We start from the raw sequence: 17,427 nt of genomic DNA, 5'->3' as shown, positions 1-17,427 counted from the left end.
GATGGATAACAACTTTAAGGGAAATGAACGGATCCTTCATCATAGCCTGCCAGTCCGCCTGTTTCATTGGTGCTTGGTCTTGGGGTTCCTGCCGGCAGGAGTAACTGGTGTCATCCTGTTTTTCCGCCCGTTTGGCGAGGCGGCAATGCATCTTTCCATGCAGATCCATATCGTAGGCGCATGGATCCTCATGATTGCCTGCACGCTGTTCTTCCTGCTCTGCCCAGGACGTGTGGCAGCGTTCTGGCGCGAGGCGTTCCATTGGACGAAGCAGGATATTGAATGGATGAAAGTCGGCGGCGGCTACCCGCAGAAAATGATTTTTCTGCAGGAAATCGATGTACCGCCGATGGGAAAGATCAACTCGGGTCAGAAAATGATGGGTATCATGGTATTTTTCGGTACATTGCTCATCATCCTTACGGGTGCGGTGCTCTACTTTGCCCTGCCGCTGGTACCGAAAGAGATTGCCTACTATGCAGACCGCATTCATCTGATTGTTGGCCTGGGCCTGTTCCTTTGCGTCTGCGGGGGACATATTCCCCTCGGCATCTACAACTGGCCGGAATTTTGCAGCATGTTCGGTGATGGCACCATCAATGCCAAACACGCGGCACATCATCATCCGCTCTGGACCCAGAATGAAATCGAAAAAGTCAAAGACTGATTGAGAATACGAACGCCCCTATAACTGAGCATTGAAGCTCAGTTATAGGGGCGTTTTCATGAATCCATTATAGGCTTAGAAACGGAAGTCGCGTTCGCCCTGTTCGATTTTCTGCAGGCGTTCGGCCAGAGTCTTGCGGGCGGCGGGATTGGTTACATCGGGGATGTTTTTCGCAATCAGTTTCTCGCCGGCAGCTTTCGTTTCCGGGGAGGCATAATCCTCGAGATATTCCTTCAGGGTCATCAGGGCGTTGGGCAGGCAGCAGTTCTGGATCTGCTTTGCTTTGCAGAGAGCCATGAAGCGGTCGCCGGTGCGGCCTTCGCGGTAGCAGGCGGTGCAGAAGGAAGGAACGTAGTCCATGTCGATGAGCCATTTCATGACTTCGTCGAGGCTGCGGGTATCCGAGACATCGAACTGTGCTGTCTCGTCGGGGCGTTCCTCCTGGGTGTAGCCGCCGACGGAGGTGCGGGAGCCGCCGGAAATCTGGGAGATGCCCAAGTGCAGGACACGTTCGCGGGATTTCTGGGATTCGCGCGTCGAGACAATCATGCCCGTGTAGGGAACGGCAATCCTTATGCAGGCAACGATCTTGGCGAAGATATCGTCGTCGATGGCGTTGCTGAAGGTGTTGACATCGATATCGTCAGCCGGGCAGATGCGCGGCACGGAAATCGTGTGGGGGCCAACGCCGAAGGTGGCTTCGAGATGTTCCGCATGCATCAAAAGGCCAGCGTATTCGTAGCGGTATTTGTCTAGGCCAAAGAGTACACCAAGGCCGACGTCGTCGATGCCGCCTTCCATGGCGCGGTCCATGGCTTCGGTGTGGTAGGCGTAGTCGTGTTTCGGTCCCGTTGGATGGAGCTTCTCATAGGAATCCTTGTGGTAGGTCTCCTGGAACAGGATGTAGGTGCCGATGCCAGCTTCGTGGAGCTTGCGGTAATTCTCCACTGTCGTGGCGGCGATATTGACGTTGACGCGGCGGATGGCGCCGTTTTTGTGCTTGACCGAGTAGATTGTATGGATGGATTCGAGGATATATTCAATCGGGTTGTTGACCGGATCTTCGCCGGCTTCGATGGCCAGGCGTTTGTGGCCCATATCCTGCAGAGCGATGACTTCGTCGCGAATCTGCTCCTGCGTAAGCTTTACGCGCGGGATGGTTTTATTGATCCCGTGGTACGGGCAGTAGACGCAGCCGTTTATGCAGTAATTGGACAGATAAAGCGGGGCGAACAGCACGATGCGGTTGCCGTAGAACTGTTTTTTGATGTCTTCGGCAAGCTTGAAGATTTCCTCATTTTTTTCGGGGATCTCACAGGCCAATAGAACCGATGCTTCGCGATGGTCAAGGCCTTTGCATTCCTTGGCTTTCGCGAGGATGGAATCGATGAGTTCAGCATTGTTCTTGTTTTGGTCAGCATATTCAAGGGAGGCGAGGATTTCCTCGTGGTCGATGAATTCTGCGGCTTTGCTCGATTTGGGATTATACACAGTAGGGTTCCTCCTTCATTTTCATATAGCGGACATTGTCGCCACGGTCGACGGCCAGCTCACGGCCGACGGATTCAATTCGCTTGGTTAGGCAGACAATGCATTCAGCAGCTTCTTCGCCCGTGCAGATCTTGTTGTCGTAAAGCTGGTATTTTGCCCGGACGTTCCGGGGGGAAAGGTTGGGCATGACTACGTTGGCACCAGCCAGGATGCCCTTTTCGCGGCCGCGGGGATCGATTGTGCCCAAGGCCGTGGTGGCTGGCAGCAGCACTTCTGGCAGCAGCAGCCGGATGAGGCTCAGCAGGAACAGCGTCTGGTCTAAGGTGCCGGCTGGCTGCTGGGCAAACGGTGTTCCTGCGGCGGGGATGAAGGGGCCGATGCCTACCATCTCCGGCTGAAGCTCGTGGAGGAAGATGAGGTCGCGGGCCAGATCTTCCGATGTCTGCCATGGTGAGCCGACCATGAAGCCGGCGCCCGTCTGGAAACCGAGCGCTTTCAAGGTACGGAGACAGCCGTAGCGGTTTTCGGCACTCATGGACGGCGGGTGGAGCTTATGGTAATGCGCAGGCGTTGCGGTTTCATGGCGCAGAAGGTAGCGCTCGGCCCCTGCCTGCCGGTAGCGCTTATAGCTTTCTGGGCTCTTTTCGCCAATGGACAAGGTGATGGCGCAATCGGGATGCTTGTACTTGAGCTGCTGCACCAGATGGCAGATCCTGTCGTCGGTGTAGTAGGGATCCTCGCCGCCTTGCAGGACGAAGGTGCGGAAGCCCAGTTCATAGCCGGTGGCGGCACATTGCAGGATCTGTTCATCACTCAGCCGGTACCGCTGGACGTTTTCATTGCTGGCACGGATGCCGCAGTAATAGCAGTTGTTTTGGCAGATGTTCGTGAATTCGATCAGGCCGCGGCTGAAAACCTTGTTGCCGTAATAGCGCTGTGTTGTTTTGACGGCCAGTCCGGCTGCGTATGCCTGCAATTCTTCATCTTGGTGTGCAAGCAGATCGATGAAGTCTTCGAAGGCGAGGGTATGGGTATGAGCCAACTGGTCAAGCAAGTTTTTCCTGTTCATAGTCTAGCCTCGGATGGTTGCTGAAGTAGTCGTTGTTTTTTCATTATAACACGAAAAATAGGGAAATAAGACGCCGTGCATCGTATCCATTGATAATAATCATACTGATGCACGGCGTCTATATATTGCAGTAGACAAACGGGAAGTTATTCTCTGCATATACATTCCAGCTAAAACAGTTGAGCCTCTGGATTAGTGAATGGAATATATCTTACGATTAGTTTTATTATAAAAAATATTAATGGGGGTGTGAAGCTCCCCGGGGGGATAAAAACATAATTTTTAAGCGGTTTAGGGGAATTGTCTAGTTTTGACACGCAGTTCAGAAAATGGTATAATCACAATGTTTTCGCATATTTTTGCATATGATATGCAATATCATAAAGTATGGATCAGGTGTCGCAAGACTTAATAGGGAAGCCGGTAAAGTCCGGCGCGGTCCCGCCACTGTAACAGCGAGTGATGCTGCTTCGTGGATGCCACTTTTGAGGGTATCCCGGTCACTGAGGAATGATTTTCTTGGGAAGGCGCAGCAATCATGATGAACTGGAGCCAGGAGAACTGCCTGATTGACAATCACCGTTTGACCTGCGAGCGATAGGGAGGGGATTTTCGGAGGAGATTCGTGCTCTGGATATTCCTGGCCTGTCTGCATTTTGCAGACAGGTTTTTTTTATGCCTGTCCGGTGTGCGGGCGGGGAAGGGAGAAGAGGGACGCTGTTTATGGATAAGAGTTCCGTGATATTGGTTTTTATCTGTTTGTGGAGGTGAGAGGGAGATGTTGTGGTTGCAATCATATGGGAGCCGCCTTTTGCAGATGGTGGTGACGGTCATTGGTGTCAGCTTCCTGACTTTTTGCCTGACCTGGCTGGCACCTGGTGATCCGGCTTCGATGCTGCTGGAAGCTTCGGATACAATCGTGTCGGAGGAGACGCTGGCTCAGACGCGGCATGAGCTGGGGCTCGATAAGCCGTTCCTGGTCCAGTATGGGAATTGGGCGGCTGGTGTTTTGCAGGGAGATATGGGTATGTCTTACTCTGCGAAGAAACCGGTTACAGCAAAATTGCTGGAGGGGTTCAAAGGGACGTTGCTTCTGGCATTTGTCACGATGGTCCTGGTGGTGCTGATTTCGCTGCCGCTGGGGATCTTATCGGCTGTGAAGCGGAACAGGCTGCCAGACCATCTCGTGCGGGGGGTGTCCTTTATCGGTGTATCGATGCCAAGTTTTTGGCTGGGATTGTTGCTGCTATATGTATTCGGTTTGAAGCTGCGCCTGTTTCCCATTGCGCAGTCGGAAGTCACGGCGGCGGGAATCGTGCTGCCTGCTTTGACACTGGCAATCTATATGTCATCGAAATACATGCGGCAGGTCCGTACGGTGGTATTGGAAGAACTGAATCAAGACTATGTCACGGGAATCAGGGCTCGGGGATTGTCGGAGATGGCAATCCTTTGGAAACATGTCCTACCCAATGCGATGTTGCCATTGATCACGTTGTTGGGGATGTCGATGGGGTGGCTGCTAGGCGGTGTAGCCGTAGTCGAAATCGTGTTTTCATGGCCGGGGATCGGCAACATGGCGGTGCGGGCTATCACGATGCGTGATTATCCGCTTATCGAGGGCTTTGTCCTTTGGATTTCCCTGGTCTATATGTCCATCAATTTTTTGGTCGATCTGTCGTATACTTATCTGAATCCGCGCCTTAGAAGGGAGGTACGAAGATGACGCTTATTTGGGAGCACAAGTTGTTTTCCTTTTATACGGCGCTGGTGTCACTTATCGTGCTGGTGGCATTGTTTGCTCCTTACCTGACACCGCAAGATCCGCTGGCCAGCAATATGCAGCTGGCCTTGCAGCCATCGTCGGCTGAGCATTGGCTGGGGACGGATAAGCTGGGCCGCGATATTTTTTCGCGGATCATCTGCGGCACGCAGACGTCGTTGTTTATGACGCTCTGCCTGGTGGTACTGGTGGCTTTGACGGGGTCGCTGGTAGGCACATTGGCCGGTTATTTTGGCGGCCGTGTGGAGATGGTCTTCATGCGGCTGGCGGATATGATGCTGTCATTCCCTGGGATTGTGCTGGCGATTGCCATTGCGGGAATACTTGGTGGCAGTATCATCAATACCATCATGGCGCTGCTGGTGGTAAGCTGGGCGAAATATGCGCGCCTGGTGCGCAGTCTGGTGCTCAAGCTCCGGCAGCAGGATTTTGTGCTGGCGGCCCGTCTCAGCGGCACGCGGACGCCGATGATCTTGTGGCGCCATATCCTGCCGAATACGTTGCCGCTGGTAGTCATCACGGCGGCGATGGATATCGGCACGATGATGATGGAGATTGCAGGGCTGTCGTTTTTGGGCTTTGGGGCTCAGCCGCCAATACCAGAGTGGGGATTAATGCTCAATGAAGGGCGGCAATATATCCAATCGGCACCGTGGCTGATGGTTTATCCAGGCTTGGCTATCTTTTTGGTAGTTGCGGTGTTCAACCTGTGGGGAGACAATTTGCGCGATGTTTTGGATCCGCGTCAGAACTGAGATGTGATTTAGTCATGTTGTGGAGAGGATGATATTTTCATGGAAAAAAGCAGAATGAAGAAACTTTGGCGGGCTGTAAGCGTGGGCTTGTGCGGGATTGCCGCTGCTGCGCTGATTGCTGGCTGCGGTAGTACGGCTGGCAATGAGTCGGTGCAGAAGGGCATACTGAAGGTTGGTGTGACGAATTTTGCTGATACCCTGGAGCCGACGCAGAACTATTTTGGCTGGGTAGTCATGCGCTATGGTCTGGGTGAGTGCCTGACAAAGTTTGATGAGAAGATGAATGTGCAGCCGTGGCTGGCGGAGAACTGGTCAATCAGTGACGACCATCTGACATGGACCATCAAGATCCGCGATGGCGTGAAATTCTCCAATGGGGATGAACTGACGGCCGAGGCTGTCAAGGCATCACTGGAACGCGTTTTTGCCAAGAACAATCGTGCGGAGACATTCTTCAAGTATAAGGAAATCCGGGCCGAAGGCCAGAACCTCATCATAACGACGGAAAAACCAATGCCCAATCTCATGGGCTTCCTGGCAGATCCATTGTTCATCGTGGTGGATACGAAGGCCGAGGCTAGCCGTGATTTTGCCAAGGAAGGCCCCATCTGTACCGGCCCGTATATGGTAGAGTCCTTTGTCAAAGAAAAAGCTGTCATGAAGAAGAATCCCAACTATTGGGCTGGTGAGGTGCCGTTTGAGACGGTGGAGATCCCGAGCATCGATGATCCCAATACCCGGGCCATGGCCTTGCAGTCCGGGGACGTGGATATGGCTGTGAATATCGCAGCTGGCGATATCGACACCTTCCGCAACAATAGCCAGTATGTGGTAGACGAGATCTCGTCCCTGCGTACGGTATTGGCCCGTCTGAACCAGAAAGGGATACTCAAAGATCCGAAGGTGCGCGCTGCGCTCATCTGTGGCTGTGATCGCGAAACCTATAACAAAGTGCTGCTGAAAGGGACGTTCATGGCAGGCAAGGCGCCGGTGCCGCCGTCCATGGATTATGGGTTCGATCAGCTCACTGACCCGAATGCCTATGATCCGGAGCGTGCTGCCCGTCTGCTTGATGAGGCCGGCTGGAGAGATAGCGATGGTGATGGGATCCGCGAAAAGGATGGCCAGCCGCTCAAGCTGGACTTTGTTATCTACAACAGCCGGGCTGAGCTGCCGCTGTATGCGGAGGCTGTGCAGGCAGACCTCAAGAAGCTGGGCTTTGATATCCAGATCAAGAATGTGGACTACAACCTGGTGGATCAAATGGGGATCAAAGGGGAATATGATCTGTTGATTTCCAATATCACGACGGCCAACACGGGAGACCCGGAAATTTATCTGTCCTGGTACTGGAAATCCAACTTCCATGGGGAAAATCCGCAGAATGGTTCTGGCTATAGCAATCCTGCCCTGGATGCGAAGTTCAATGCGTTGGCCGTGGAATTTGATAAATCCAAGCGCCGTCAGCTGATCATCGAAATCCAGCAGATCATCCTGAATGACAGTGCCGCATTATTCCTGGGCTATCCGCAGACCAATATCATCAGCAGTACGGCACTTGCCGGTGTGAAGATGTATCCGTCGGATTATTACTGGGTCACGGATCTTATCAAGCCGGCAGGAAAGTAAGGAGATATCCATGTTGTTAGAAATCAAGGATCTGGATATTTCCTATGGGGACAGTGCGCCGACGGTGCAGGATGTGGAGCTTTCCCTGGCGGCAGGTGAGGTGCTGGCTATTGTCGGTGAGTCTGGCAGTGGCAAGACCTCGGTCATACGCTCGATACTCGGTGTCCTGCCCGGAACGGGCCGGATAAGCCGTGGCCAGATTAACTTCGCCGGGCAGGATCTGGGGCACTTGAGCGCAGAGGAATGGCGGCGCCTGCGGGGCAAGGAGATGGCCATGATATTTCAGGATAGTGGCAACATGATGAATCCGGTCCAGACGATTGGACACCAGTTCCGCGAGTATCTCCAGACCCATAGCGATATGCAGGATACGGAGGCTGATGAAATGGCCAAGGATCTGCTGGGGCGGATGCATTTGCCGGATCCCGACAGCATCATGGCTTCATATACCTTCGAGTTGTCTGGTGGTATGCGTCAGCGTGTCGGCATTGCCATGGCCATTGCCTTCCATCCGCAGCTGCTGCTGGCTGATGAGCCGACGTCGGCACTGGATGTGACGACACAGGCGCAGATTGTACGCGAGCTGATGCAGGTGGTACGCGATTCGGGAACGGCGCTGGTCATGGTTACCCATAATATTGGTGTGGCGGCTTGTATGGCAGACAAATTGATGGTCATGGCCGGGGGCAAGGTGATGGAATATGGCTCCGCAGCATCGATCCTGGACAAGCCGCAGACGGCATATACTAAGAAGTTGCTGGCAGCAGTGCCAGAGATCGGAGGGGTGCGGTATGTCTGAGACAGCAGAGCCGGTATTGATGCGCGTGGAGCATATCACCAAGGAGTTTCCGCTGCCGGCTGGCGGACGGCTGAAGGCGTGTGATGATATCAGCATCGCTATCCGCAAAGGGGAGACAACGGCTATTGTCGGCGAGTCCGGCAGCGGAAAATCAACCTTGGCGCGTACGATCATGGGGCTATATACCCCAGAGGCCGGTCAGGTATTGTTCCGCGGGGCGGATATCACGAGCCTCCGCGGTGAAGCAAAACGTCAAAATTATCGTCATATCCAGATGATCTTCCAGGATCCCGCTACGGCATTCAATCCGAAAATGAAGGTCAAGGATATCATCTGTGAGCCGCTGCTGAGCTTTGAGGTGATCCGCCGCCAGGAGGTGGCAGAGCGAGCACGCGCACTGCTGCAGCTGGTGGAACTGCCGGCGGATTTTGCTGACCGCTACCCGCATAGCCTGAGTGGCGGCCAGCGCCAACGCGTGGCTATTGCGCGGGCATTGGCGCTTGAACCTGAAATCATCATCTGTGATGAAGCGACCAGTGCACTGGATGTGTCGGTACAGGACAGTGTGATCCGGCTATTGGTGAGATTGCAGCGGGAAAAGGGGCTCACCTATCTGTTCATTTGCCATGACTTGGCTTTGGTCAGCCTGTTCAGCCATCAAGTGATAGTCATGAAGCAGGGCCGGGTAGTGGAGCAGCTGCCAGGAGAGAAATTGACGGAAGTGCAGCACCCGTATACGCAGGCCTTGCTGCGTTCGGTGTTTTCGGTACATTCCCGTGACGTTGACTTGTCAGCTCGAAGCGGCAGTCCTTTGACGTGCGGGGAACAGCAGGAGGTGGCGTATGTCTGAAGGTCTTGCGCGCTATTCGGCGGCACTGGCACGGGCGGCTGAGCTTGGCATGAGATGCTATGATGATACGGCCCGCCAGGGGGAAGCTATCAAAGCAGCAATCCTTGTCCTGAGCTTTGGCACGACTTATGCCGGGACACGGGCGAAGACTATCGATACGCTGGTGGCGGAAATACAGGCTGAGTATCCAGGAATCCATGTGGTATCGGCATTGACCTCGCACCTTGTCGTGCGGCGCATCCGGGAAAGGGAAGGGATCCATTATCCATTGCCAGAGGAAGCGCTGCAGCAGCTGTTGGCAGCAGGATATAATTCTATTGCTATGATCACGACGGATGTTCTGCCGGGGATTGAGTATCATTACGCATTGGAGTTGTGGAGGGAATACAGTCCGCAAACCAAACGGATGGTACTGGGAACACCGTTGATGTACTGGCAGGGACAGCGGGGGAAACCGGATGATGTTGGTGATGTCATGCGGGCTGTGAGCAAGGTGTTTCCGCCGTTGGGACGGCAGGATGCTGTGCTGCTGCTGGCGCATGGTTCGCCGCATCTGGCGAACGCCTATCATGGCATCATGCAGCTGAAGCTATGGCAGCAAGGGTGGCCGCGCGCCTTTGTCTACACGGTAGAGGGGTGGCCGCGGCTGGACGATGTCATTCCGCAGCTGCGGCAGCAGGATGTCCGTCATATCACCTTGTTGCCGCTGATGCTGGTGGCGGGCAATCATGCCTGCCAGGATATGGCCGGCGCTGAAGAAGATTCGCATAAATCACAGCTGGAGGCACAGGGATTTGCTGTTGATGCGTATCTTCATGGCATGGGAGAGAATCCGGTCATCCGCAGCCTTTATCGGGCACGGGTCAGAGAATGCTGGTCTGTATTGCAGAGGGAAGCAAGTGAGTAGAAGCTGGGAAAAAGATATATCCCCCAGGGGGGCTTACAGAAGCGCTGGGATATCGGTATGCTAAAGGTATTATGATACAAAGATATTTATGGACACAAGCGGATAGGAAATACTTGCAGCTGGCGATGCCGGCCGCTTGGGAAGGCGTCTTCATGATCCTGCTGAGTTCGGTGGACCTCATCATGGTCGGTGTGCTCGGAACGGCGGCGATTGCAGCCGTAAGCATTTTCACGCAGCCGCGCATGATGCTGCTGACGGTTGCGCGGTCGCTGGCTTCGGCGGTTACCGTGCTCACGGCGGAGCACTTTGGCGGAGGCAGACGGGAACAGGCCGCTGCAATCATGCGGCAGTCGCTGGGCTTGGGGGCATTCGTACTGTTGGGACTGCATATGCTCTTTGGCGCATACCTGCCATCGCTGTTGCTTTGGATGGGAGCGGCGCCCGAGTACCTGGCGCTGGCTCTTGATTATGGCTGGATCGCGCTGGCGGCAGTCTATGTGACGTCATTGACGGCTATCCTGCAGGCCCTGCAGTTGGGCTTTGGGCAGACGGGGACCGTATTGCGGACGAATCTGCAGGGAAATGTACTGAATCTCGTGGTCAATGCGTTGCTGATTTTCGGGTTGGGGCCTTTTCCGGCTCTTGGTGTGCGCGGAGCAGCCATTGGCACGCTTGCCGGCACGCTCTATACGCTGGCGGTAGTAGTGTACAGCCTGTGGCGGCAGGGCCTCCTGCGTGGCAGTTTCCTGCCGAATGCTGCCTATTTCCGACAGATGCTGCCTGTTTTTGGCAGTATCTTCTCTGAGCAGGGTTTTGAGCGGGCAGGTATGGTACTCTATACCCGCATGGTGGCTGAGCTCGGCACAATCCCGTATGCGGTGCATGCCATCTGCATGAATTTCTGCGATTTTTATTACTGCTTTGCCGGTGGGCTGGGGAAGGCCAGTACGGTGCTGGCTGGTCAGGCCAAAGGCCGGCAGGATTGGGGCGGCTGGCGCATCAGCTTGGGCATAGGCGTCAAATGGAGCTTGGTCTTCTCGCTGGCGGCCTGCCTGCTCACGGTGGTGTTCCGTGAGCAGATATTCTGCCTGTATTCGCAGGAGGCAGCCATGCTGCCGCTGGGGGCTATGGTGCTGCTCTTTGTGGCTGTGCTGAGTTTTCCGGAAGCGCAGCAGATGGTCTGCGCTGGTATCCTGCGTGGCAGTGGCCGTTCTGCACAGGTGGCGGCCTATTCCTTTGTCAGCATCGCTGTCCTGCGCCCGCTTATCACGGCGTTCCTGCTCTATACGCTCGATATGGGATTGGCTGGTGCCTGGCTGGCGGTGTTCCTCGACCAAAGCTTGCGCGCTGGCTGTGCGTCATTCCTGACCTGGAAATTGGCAAAGAATCCCCCTGGGGGGCTTACGCAGCCGCTGGAGAATCATATATAATGTGAAAAGACAGATTATTGATGGCAGTACAGCATGTGTTGTACTGCTTTATTCTTGTAAGCATGGTGGTTAGGAGGCAATAACGGGGATGGATTATGCCCTTAAAAGGTTCTTGCAGTTGATTCCCATTCTGCTGGGGATTACTTTTCTATCGTTCCTGCTCATGTATATGGCGGGCAGTGATGCAGTGACGGAGCTCTATACGAACCGTGGTATCGAGGTCGCGCAGGAGGTCATCGATGCACGGCGTGAGGAGCTTGGGCTCAATCGACCATTCTTCGAGCAGTATCTGCACTGGCTATGGTCACTGCTCCATGGGGATATGGGGGTGAGCTATGTCACTGGCGAGGCGGTGTTTGCGGCGTTCTTGCGCAAACTGCCGGCGACCTTGCTGCTGACCGTGCTCTCGGTGGTGCTGACGGTCGTCATTTCGCTTCCCTGTGGAATCGCGGCGGCCGTCCAGCGCGATAAGACCGTGGATTCTGTGCTGCGGTTCGTCAGTTTCATCGGCAATGCGATGCCGAATTTCTTTGTGGCGATGCTGCTCATGCAGTTCCTGGGCATCCAGCTTGGCGTGCTGCCGGTCATATCGGGCGGCATGGATGTGAAGAGCGCTGTGATGCCTACTCTTACGCTGGCAATCGCCATGTCGGCAAAATATCTGCGGCAGGTGCGCTCGGCGGTGCTTGAGGAGTTGGGCAAGGATTATGTGCAGGGGGCCATGGCTCGTGGCGTCAGCGACAGGATCATCCTCTGGAAGAACGTCATGAAGGCGTCTTTGCTGACCATCATGACCTTGCTGGCCTTGTCCATCGGCAGCCTGCTCGGCGGCACAGCGATCATTGAGAGTATATTCATGTGGGATGGCGTAGGCAAGATGGCTGTGGACGCCATCAATATGCGTGATTATCCAGTCATCCAGATGTATGTCATGTGGATGGCCATCATCTATGTTTTTGTCAATCTGGTGACGGATCTCTTATATCATCGGCTCGATCCGCGCATCCGTCTGGGGGTGAGCCGCCAATGAGTGAGGTTACAGTTCGCGTGCAGGTAGTACGGCGCGATCATTTGCGGCGGCGCTTGCTGTTTTTCGGCGGGCTGGCGGGAGTGTTGATCCTGGCTGCGTTCTTCAGCAGCTCATTGTGTCCCTATGATCCCTATGAGCAGAATCTGGCCATCGCCAAGGCGGCTCCGTCAGCGGAGCACTGGCTGGGCACGGATCGCTATGGCCGCGATATGCTGTCGCGTGTCATTGCGGGAAGCTTTACCAGTATTTTCTCTACCTTGCTGCTCGTTGGCTTCATCACCGTGTTTGGCAGCCTGATCGGGATTTTCTGTGCTTGGTCGGGGAAGTGGATTGATACGCTCATCATGCGTCTGGCCGATATGTTCCTGGCTTTCCCCGGACTCGTGTTTGCGCTGGCGGTGGCTGCGGTGCTCGGTGGTGGTGTGCATAATGCCATCTTTGCGCTGGCGGCCATCAGCTGGCCCAAGTATGCGCGGCTGGCGCGCAGCCAGATGCTTGCCCAGCAGGAGCTCCCTTATATGCAGGCGGCGAAGATGGCGGGCTGCACGCCCCTGCGGCTGATCTGCCGCCATGTAGTGCCCAATATTGCCGGGCCGTTGCTCGTGACTGCGATGCTCGATATCGGCACGATGATGATGGAGCTGGCAGGACTCTCTTTTTTAGGCCTCGGTGCCAAGCCACCGATTCCTGAATGGGGCAGCATGATGAGTGATACGCGCAATCTGCTGGCGACACAGCCGTGGGTGACGCTGGCGCCAGGCTTTGCGATCTTCCTTTCGGTCATGATCTTCAATCTGCTCGGTGATACAGTCCGTGACTGGCTCGATCCGAAGAACAGGAGGTAGGCATGAACGAAATCATTCGCTATGACCATGTAGATGTCAGCTACAATGGCAAATGCGTGCTACATGATATCAGCTTTGGTGTCCAGCCGGGAGAAATCCTCGGCATCGCTGGCGAGAGCGGCAGCGGCAAATCGACGCTGCTACGAGCGGCCATGGGGCTGCTGGGCAAAGATGGCCTTGTCACGCGGGGGGATATCTGGTATCAGGGCAAATCCCTGCCAGATCTTGTACCGCAGGAGCTGCGCCGCCTCTGCGGCGCAGATATCGGTATGATCTTCCAGTCAGCAGGCAGTTCCTTCTGCGCTATCCGTACGGTGCGGGCGCAGCTCTGGGAGATGATGCAGGCGCATGGCATGACGGATGCGCAGCTTTTCGAAGAACAGGTGCAGGAGCTGTTTGCAAGATTTGGCTTCCGCGAGCCGCGGCGCATTCTGGAAAGCTATCCGTTTGAGCTCTCTGGCGGCATGCAGCAGCGCGTGGGCGTGGCGGCGGCGATGCTGCTGCGCCCGAAGGTGCTGCTGGCGGATGAGCCGACGTCTGCTCTCGATGTCACGGTGCAGAAGCAAGTCATCGAGGAGATGCTGTTGGCGCGGGAGCTCTTCGGGACGGCAATCATGCTGGTCACGCACAATATCGGTGTCATCCGCGTCATGGCCGACAAGATGCTCGTGCTGCGGGCGGGAGAAGCTGTCGAATACGGCAGCGCCTCGGAGCTGATGTTGCGGCCGCAGGCAAAGTATACGCAGAGACTACTGGCCGCTGTGCCGCAGCTCAGGAGGTGATGGAGTGGTTCCCGTATTGCAGGTGGAACACCTAAGAAAAGTGTTTCCCGTGGATGACAGGCGGACGTTGCTGGCCGTCGATGATGTCAGTTTTTCCGTGGCGGCAGGTGAGAAGGTCGCCATCATCGGCGAGAGTGGCAGTGGCAAGACGACCATAGCGCGCATGGTTGCACGGCTCACAGATGTGACCGCTGGCAGGATATTCCTGCAGGGGACAGACATCACGCAGCTGACCGGCCGCAAGCTGCGCGAGCATTACCGTCATATGCAGCTGGTATTCCAGTCACCGGCCGATAGCTTTGATCCGCGCTGTACCTTGGGCGATGGGATTGCTGAGGGGCTGCGGAACTTTGGCTGGCAGAAGCAGGCAGCCTGGCAGGAGATGGAGCGTTTGCTTATGCTGTGTGGCCTGGAGGTGGAGATTGCACAGCGCTATCCGCATGAGGTCAGTGGCGGCCAGTGCCAGCGCGCGGCTATCGCTAGAGCGCTGGCGCTGCGGCCGAAGCTCTTGCTGCTGGACGAGGCGACGTCGGCACTTGATGTGACGGTACAGGCAGATATCCTGGCCCTGCTCGCACGGCTGCAGCGCGAGCTGTCACTGGCGTATCTGTTCATCTGCCATGACATCGCGCTCGTGCAGGATTTCTGCGACCGCGTGCTGGTCATGCACGAAGGCCGCATTGTCGAGGAAGGCACGCCGGATGAGGTGATCGGTGCCCCGCAGCAGACATATACGCAACGGCTTATCGACAGCGTGTTATGACGCTGCTGTGTTGCCCGAGGCATATCGCTTGCCTCGTTATGAGGGCCATTTCCTTTGGCAGAAGGTAGACATAGGAGGATGATACATATGAAATGGAAAAAACTGGCGGCATTGGCTGTGAGTGTCAGTCTCTGCCTTGGTGTCTTTGCCGGTTGTGGTGACAATCAGGCAGCAAAGCATGCAGGCGGTAAAACCCTGACTATCGGTGATACGACCTTCAACAGCTCAAACGAAGAGCCTGATGTCAATCCGCACAATGCCTATGCAGGCTGGGCGTGCATCCGCTATGGTATCGGTGAGACGCTCATCAAGTACTCAGACAATATGGAAATCCAGCCATGGCTGGCGACGAAGTGGGAAAATATCGATCCGCTGACCTGGAAGATCACGCTGCGCGATGATGTGACTTATTCGAGCGGCCGCAAGATGGATGCTGCTTCGGTAAAGCAGTGCCTTGAGCATCTGATTGCGGAGAACAAGCGCGCCAAGCAGGACCTCAAGATTGCTTCGCTTGAGGCCAACGGGCAGGAGCTCATCATCAAGACGACTGAGCCAAGACCGGCCTTGTTGAACTATCTGGGCGATCCCTATGGCTGTATCATTGATGTGGAAGCTGGTTTTGAAAACGGCATTGTTGCCGGTACAGGTCCGTACATCGTGACGGATATGAAGCCGGACGACCACCTGACGCTCAAGAAGAATGAGAACTATTGGGGCGGCACGCCGAAGCTCGATAAACTGACCATCCGCACGATCACGGACGGCAATACGCTGGCCAACGCGCTGCAGTCAGGAGAGGTGCAGGCTGCTTATGGCATGGCCTATGAGAGCTATCCGTTGTTCCGCAATGATAAATACACGATTTCGCAGATCTCGACTTCGCGCTGCTTCTTTGGCAAGATGAATTTCGATCCGGACTCAGTCTGTGCTGATCCGGCAGTGCGCCAGGCCATAGCTCTGGGGATCGACAAGGAGAATTTTGTCACGACCCTGCTTGAGGGCAATGGCTTTGCTGCAAATGGTGTGTTCCCTGCCGGTTCGGCCTTTGGTGGCGAGAAGGTAAGGGCTGAGAAATATAATCCGGAGGCTGCCAAGGCGGTCCTGGAGCAGGCCGGCTGGGTGGATACCGATGGCGATGGCATCCGCGAAAGGAATGGCCGCAAGCTCGTGGTCAAATGGCTGACATATCCGAGCCGCCAGGAGCTGCCGCTCTTGGCTGAGTCGGCGCAGTCCACGCTCAAAGCTATCGGCATTGCCGTTGACATCAACAATACAGCCGATAACAATCAGGTGGTAAAAGATCCGAAGAAATGGGATGTCTATGCGATGGCCAATGTCCAGGCCCCGACTGGTGATCCGGAATATTGGTTTACGGTGTTTGCTGTATCCACGGCTACGAAGAACCAGGGCAGATACCAGAGTGCGAAACTCGATGCGCTGGAGGCTCAGCTCAGCCGCGAGTTCGATCCGGCCAAGCGCGCCGAGCTGGCCCTGCAGATGCAGCAGGTAGTGCTCGATGACCACGCGTTTGTGTTCTGCTCGTTCCTTAAGATGAGCATGATTTCTAAAGCTAATGTCAAGAACTATATTTCGCATGCTTGTGACTACTATCAGGTAACAGCTGATCTCGATGTTGAGTGATATCCCCCTGGGGGGCTTACGCAGCCTCTGGTTATCCGCTACAATGAAAGCGAAGAGATAGTACAGAGGAGGGACACGTTATGCAGGAAGCTTTGCAGACCGTGCTACAGAATGAGGATAGGGAACTGGCGCAGGAAATCGAAAGCTATTGGGATGCGCGCAGTCAGGCTTTCAGCCAGACACGGTTAAAGGAACTGGCCGGGCCTAGCGCGGCTGCTTGGACAAAGGTGCTGCAGGCAAGGCTGCCGCAGGTGCGGCCGCTTCGTATTCTCGATGTTGGCACGGGGGCGGGGTTCTTTTCCATCCTGCTCGCACGGCTTGGACATGAGGTAACCGGCATCGATATGTCGGCAGATATGCTGCACGAAGCAAAATGCAACGCGTTAGCGGCGGGGGTTACGGTGCATTTCATGAAGATGGATGCGCAGGAGCCTGATTTTGTGGAGGGAGCATTTGATGTGGTGGTGAGCCGCAATCTCACCTGGACGCTGCCCGATGCCATGGAGGCTTATCGCCAGTGGCGGCGGGTATTGAAGCCGGGCGGGCTCTTGATGAATTTCGATTCGGACTATGGGCTGGAGACCTTCTCACGCAAAGAAGAACAGGAAAACGTCCATGCCAATATCAGCCAGGATCTTGTGGATACGTGCAATAGGATCAAGGATGCTGTGCGTATCAGCACGCATCGCCGTCCCGATTGGGATGCCAGTTATCTGCAAGAACTCGGGATGAAGGTGGAGGTGGAAGCGGATATCGCGCCACAGGTCCACAATGACCCTGCCATGCATTATGACAATGTTCCGTTGTTTGCGATATATGCCTATAAATAAAAATGATCCGTTGACTATGTAACGCCCTCTAAGTCGGAGGTGGAATCTGACTTAGGGGGCATTTTTTATCAAATTGCAGTTTATCTGTCCGTACGTGGTTAAAACAAACTCGGTACAGCTCAGCTTGGGTGGGGGCGGGTGCACTTTTTCTCCGCT

The 17,427-nt window shown here is 55.1% G+C and carries 16 protein-coding genes and 1 riboswitch; of the genes, 14 read left to right on the top strand and 2 right to left on the bottom strand.

Going from position 1 to position 17,427, the window contains the following annotated elements:
* Position 1: 1 nt before the first annotated feature.
* Positions 2–667 (top strand): cytochrome b/b6 domain-containing protein, encoded by a 666-nt coding sequence (locus tag BM181_RS11485; RefSeq protein WP_075445076.1) that lies wholly within the window; start codon positions 2–4, stop codon positions 665–667.
* A 75-nt stretch (positions 668–742) separates the two neighbouring features.
* Here the strand turns inward: BM181_RS11485 and hydG are convergent, their stop codons facing one another.
* Together hydG and hydE are read right to left on the bottom strand one after the other, a co-directional pair.
* The gene (gene hydG, locus BM181_RS11480; RefSeq protein ID WP_075445074.1) at positions 743–2,158 is read right to left on the bottom strand and encodes a [FeFe] hydrogenase H-cluster radical SAM maturase HydG; all 1,416 of its coding nucleotides are present in this window, start codon (positions 2,156–2,158) and stop codon (positions 743–745) included.
* Complete coding sequence (gene hydE, locus BM181_RS11475; protein WP_075445072.1) at positions 2,151–3,227, bottom strand: [FeFe] hydrogenase H-cluster radical SAM maturase HydE; 1,077 nt, start codon at positions 3,225–3,227, stop codon at positions 2,151–2,153. The genes hydG and hydE overlap by 8 nt, the downstream gene beginning before the upstream one ends.
* Positions 3,228–3,604: 377 nt before the next feature.
* A riboswitch (cobalamin riboswitch) is annotated at positions 3,605–3,810 on the top strand.
* Positions 3,811–4,044: 234 nt separating this feature from the next.
* Between hydE and nikB (BM181_RS11470) the strand changes: the two genes are divergently transcribed.
* From nikB (BM181_RS11470) to BM181_RS11410, 13 genes are all read left to right on the top strand, one after another.
* On the top strand, positions 4,045–4,953 hold the full coding sequence (nikB, locus tag BM181_RS11470) for a nickel ABC transporter permease (RefSeq protein ID WP_256211372.1): 909 nt from the start codon (positions 4,045–4,047) through the stop codon (positions 4,951–4,953).
* Positions 4,950–5,765 (top strand): nickel transporter permease, encoded by an 816-nt coding sequence (gene nikC / locus BM181_RS11465; protein WP_075445068.1) that lies wholly within the window; start codon positions 4,950–4,952, stop codon positions 5,763–5,765. Before nikB (BM181_RS11470) ends, nikC begins: the two co-directional genes overlap by 4 nt.
* Before the next feature lie 54 nt (positions 5,766–5,819).
* Entirely contained in the window at positions 5,820–7,394 is a 1,575-nt protein-coding gene (locus BM181_RS11460; protein ID WP_075445131.1) for an ABC transporter substrate-binding protein, read from the top strand.
* Positions 7,395–7,404: 10 nt separating this feature from the next.
* Positions 7,405–8,193 (top strand): ABC transporter ATP-binding protein, encoded by a 789-nt coding sequence (locus BM181_RS11455; protein ID WP_075445066.1) that lies wholly within the window; start codon positions 7,405–7,407, stop codon positions 8,191–8,193.
* The gene (locus tag BM181_RS11450; RefSeq protein ID WP_075445064.1) at positions 8,186–9,043 is read left to right on the top strand and encodes an ABC transporter ATP-binding protein; all 858 of its coding nucleotides are present in this window, start codon (positions 8,186–8,188) and stop codon (positions 9,041–9,043) included. Before BM181_RS11455 ends, BM181_RS11450 begins: the two co-directional genes overlap by 8 nt.
* Positions 9,036–9,950, top strand: a complete 915-nt coding sequence (locus tag BM181_RS11445) for a sirohydrochlorin cobaltochelatase (RefSeq protein WP_075445062.1) — start codon at positions 9,036–9,038, stop codon at positions 9,948–9,950. Before BM181_RS11450 ends, BM181_RS11445 begins: the two co-directional genes overlap by 8 nt.
* A gap of 113 nt (positions 9,951–10,063) precedes the next feature.
* Positions 10,064–11,380: an MATE family efflux transporter gene (locus BM181_RS11440; protein WP_371263039.1), complete on the top strand. Its 1,317-nt coding sequence runs from the start codon at positions 10,064–10,066 to the stop codon at positions 11,378–11,380.
* An 88-nt stretch (positions 11,381–11,468) separates the two neighbouring features.
* On the top strand, positions 11,469–12,410 hold the full coding sequence (gene nikB, locus BM181_RS11435; protein ID WP_075445058.1) for a nickel ABC transporter permease: 942 nt from the start codon (positions 11,469–11,471) through the stop codon (positions 12,408–12,410).
* Entirely contained in the window at positions 12,407–13,255 is an 849-nt protein-coding gene (locus tag BM181_RS11430; protein WP_075445056.1) for an ABC transporter permease, read from the top strand. The genes nikB (BM181_RS11435) and BM181_RS11430 overlap by 4 nt, the downstream gene beginning before the upstream one ends.
* A gap of 2 nt (positions 13,256–13,257) precedes the next feature.
* Entirely contained in the window at positions 13,258–14,037 is a 780-nt protein-coding gene (locus BM181_RS11425) for an ABC transporter ATP-binding protein (RefSeq protein ID WP_075445055.1), read from the top strand.
* Positions 14,038–14,041: 4 nt separating this feature from the next.
* A complete protein-coding gene (locus BM181_RS11420) occupies positions 14,042–14,800 on the top strand; it encodes an ABC transporter ATP-binding protein (protein ID WP_075445053.1) in 759 nt (252 codons plus the stop codon).
* 87 nt (positions 14,801–14,887) lie between these two features.
* Positions 14,888–16,441 (top strand): ABC transporter substrate-binding protein, encoded by a 1,554-nt coding sequence (locus BM181_RS11415; RefSeq protein WP_177207207.1) that lies wholly within the window; start codon positions 14,888–14,890, stop codon positions 16,439–16,441.
* Positions 16,442–16,521: 80 nt separating this feature from the next.
* A complete protein-coding gene (locus tag BM181_RS11410; RefSeq protein WP_075445049.1) occupies positions 16,522–17,271 on the top strand; it encodes a class I SAM-dependent methyltransferase in 750 nt (249 codons plus the stop codon).
* Positions 17,272–17,427 lie beyond the last annotated feature (156 nt).

It is taken from the genome of Pseudoselenomonas ruminantium (assembly GCF_900113715.1).
Taxonomy (GTDB): Bacteria; Bacillota; Negativicutes; order Selenomonadales; family Selenomonadaceae; genus Selenomonas_A; species Selenomonas_A caprae.
The sequence above is the reverse complement of the archived record's forward strand: the minus strand, read 5'-3'. Positions and strand labels throughout refer to the sequence as shown.

What these genes read in the sequence shown, in the direction of transcription:
- BM181_RS11485 (WP_075445076.1), top strand. Translation starts at nt 2, where the DNA reads ATGGATAACAACTTTAAGGGAAATGAACGGATCCTTCATCATAGCCTG.
- hydE (WP_075445072.1), bottom strand. Translation starts at nt 3,227, where the DNA reads ATGAACAGGAAAAACTTGCTTGACCAGTTGGCTCATACCCATACCCTC.
- nikB (WP_256211372.1), top strand. Translation starts at nt 4,045, where the DNA reads ATGGTGGTGACGGTCATTGGTGTCAGCTTCCTGACTTTTTGCCTGACC.
- nikC (WP_075445068.1), top strand. Translation starts at nt 4,950, where the DNA reads ATGACGCTTATTTGGGAGCACAAGTTGTTTTCCTTTTATACGGCGCTG.
- BM181_RS11460 (WP_075445131.1), top strand. Translation starts at nt 5,820, where the DNA reads ATGAAGAAACTTTGGCGGGCTGTAAGCGTGGGCTTGTGCGGGATTGCC.
- BM181_RS11455 (WP_075445066.1), top strand. Translation starts at nt 7,405, where the DNA reads ATGTTGTTAGAAATCAAGGATCTGGATATTTCCTATGGGGACAGTGCG.
- BM181_RS11450 (WP_075445064.1), top strand. Translation starts at nt 8,186, where the DNA reads ATGTCTGAGACAGCAGAGCCGGTATTGATGCGCGTGGAGCATATCACC.
- BM181_RS11445 (WP_075445062.1), top strand. Translation starts at nt 9,036, where the DNA reads ATGTCTGAAGGTCTTGCGCGCTATTCGGCGGCACTGGCACGGGCGGCT.
- nikB (WP_075445058.1), top strand. Translation starts at nt 11,469, where the DNA reads ATGGATTATGCCCTTAAAAGGTTCTTGCAGTTGATTCCCATTCTGCTG.
- BM181_RS11430 (WP_075445056.1), top strand. Translation starts at nt 12,407, where the DNA reads ATGAGTGAGGTTACAGTTCGCGTGCAGGTAGTACGGCGCGATCATTTG.
- BM181_RS11425 (WP_075445055.1), top strand. Translation starts at nt 13,258, where the DNA reads ATGAACGAAATCATTCGCTATGACCATGTAGATGTCAGCTACAATGGC.
- BM181_RS11415 (WP_177207207.1), top strand. Translation starts at nt 14,888, where the DNA reads ATGAAATGGAAAAAACTGGCGGCATTGGCTGTGAGTGTCAGTCTCTGC.
- BM181_RS11410 (WP_075445049.1), top strand. Translation starts at nt 16,522, where the DNA reads ATGCAGGAAGCTTTGCAGACCGTGCTACAGAATGAGGATAGGGAACTG.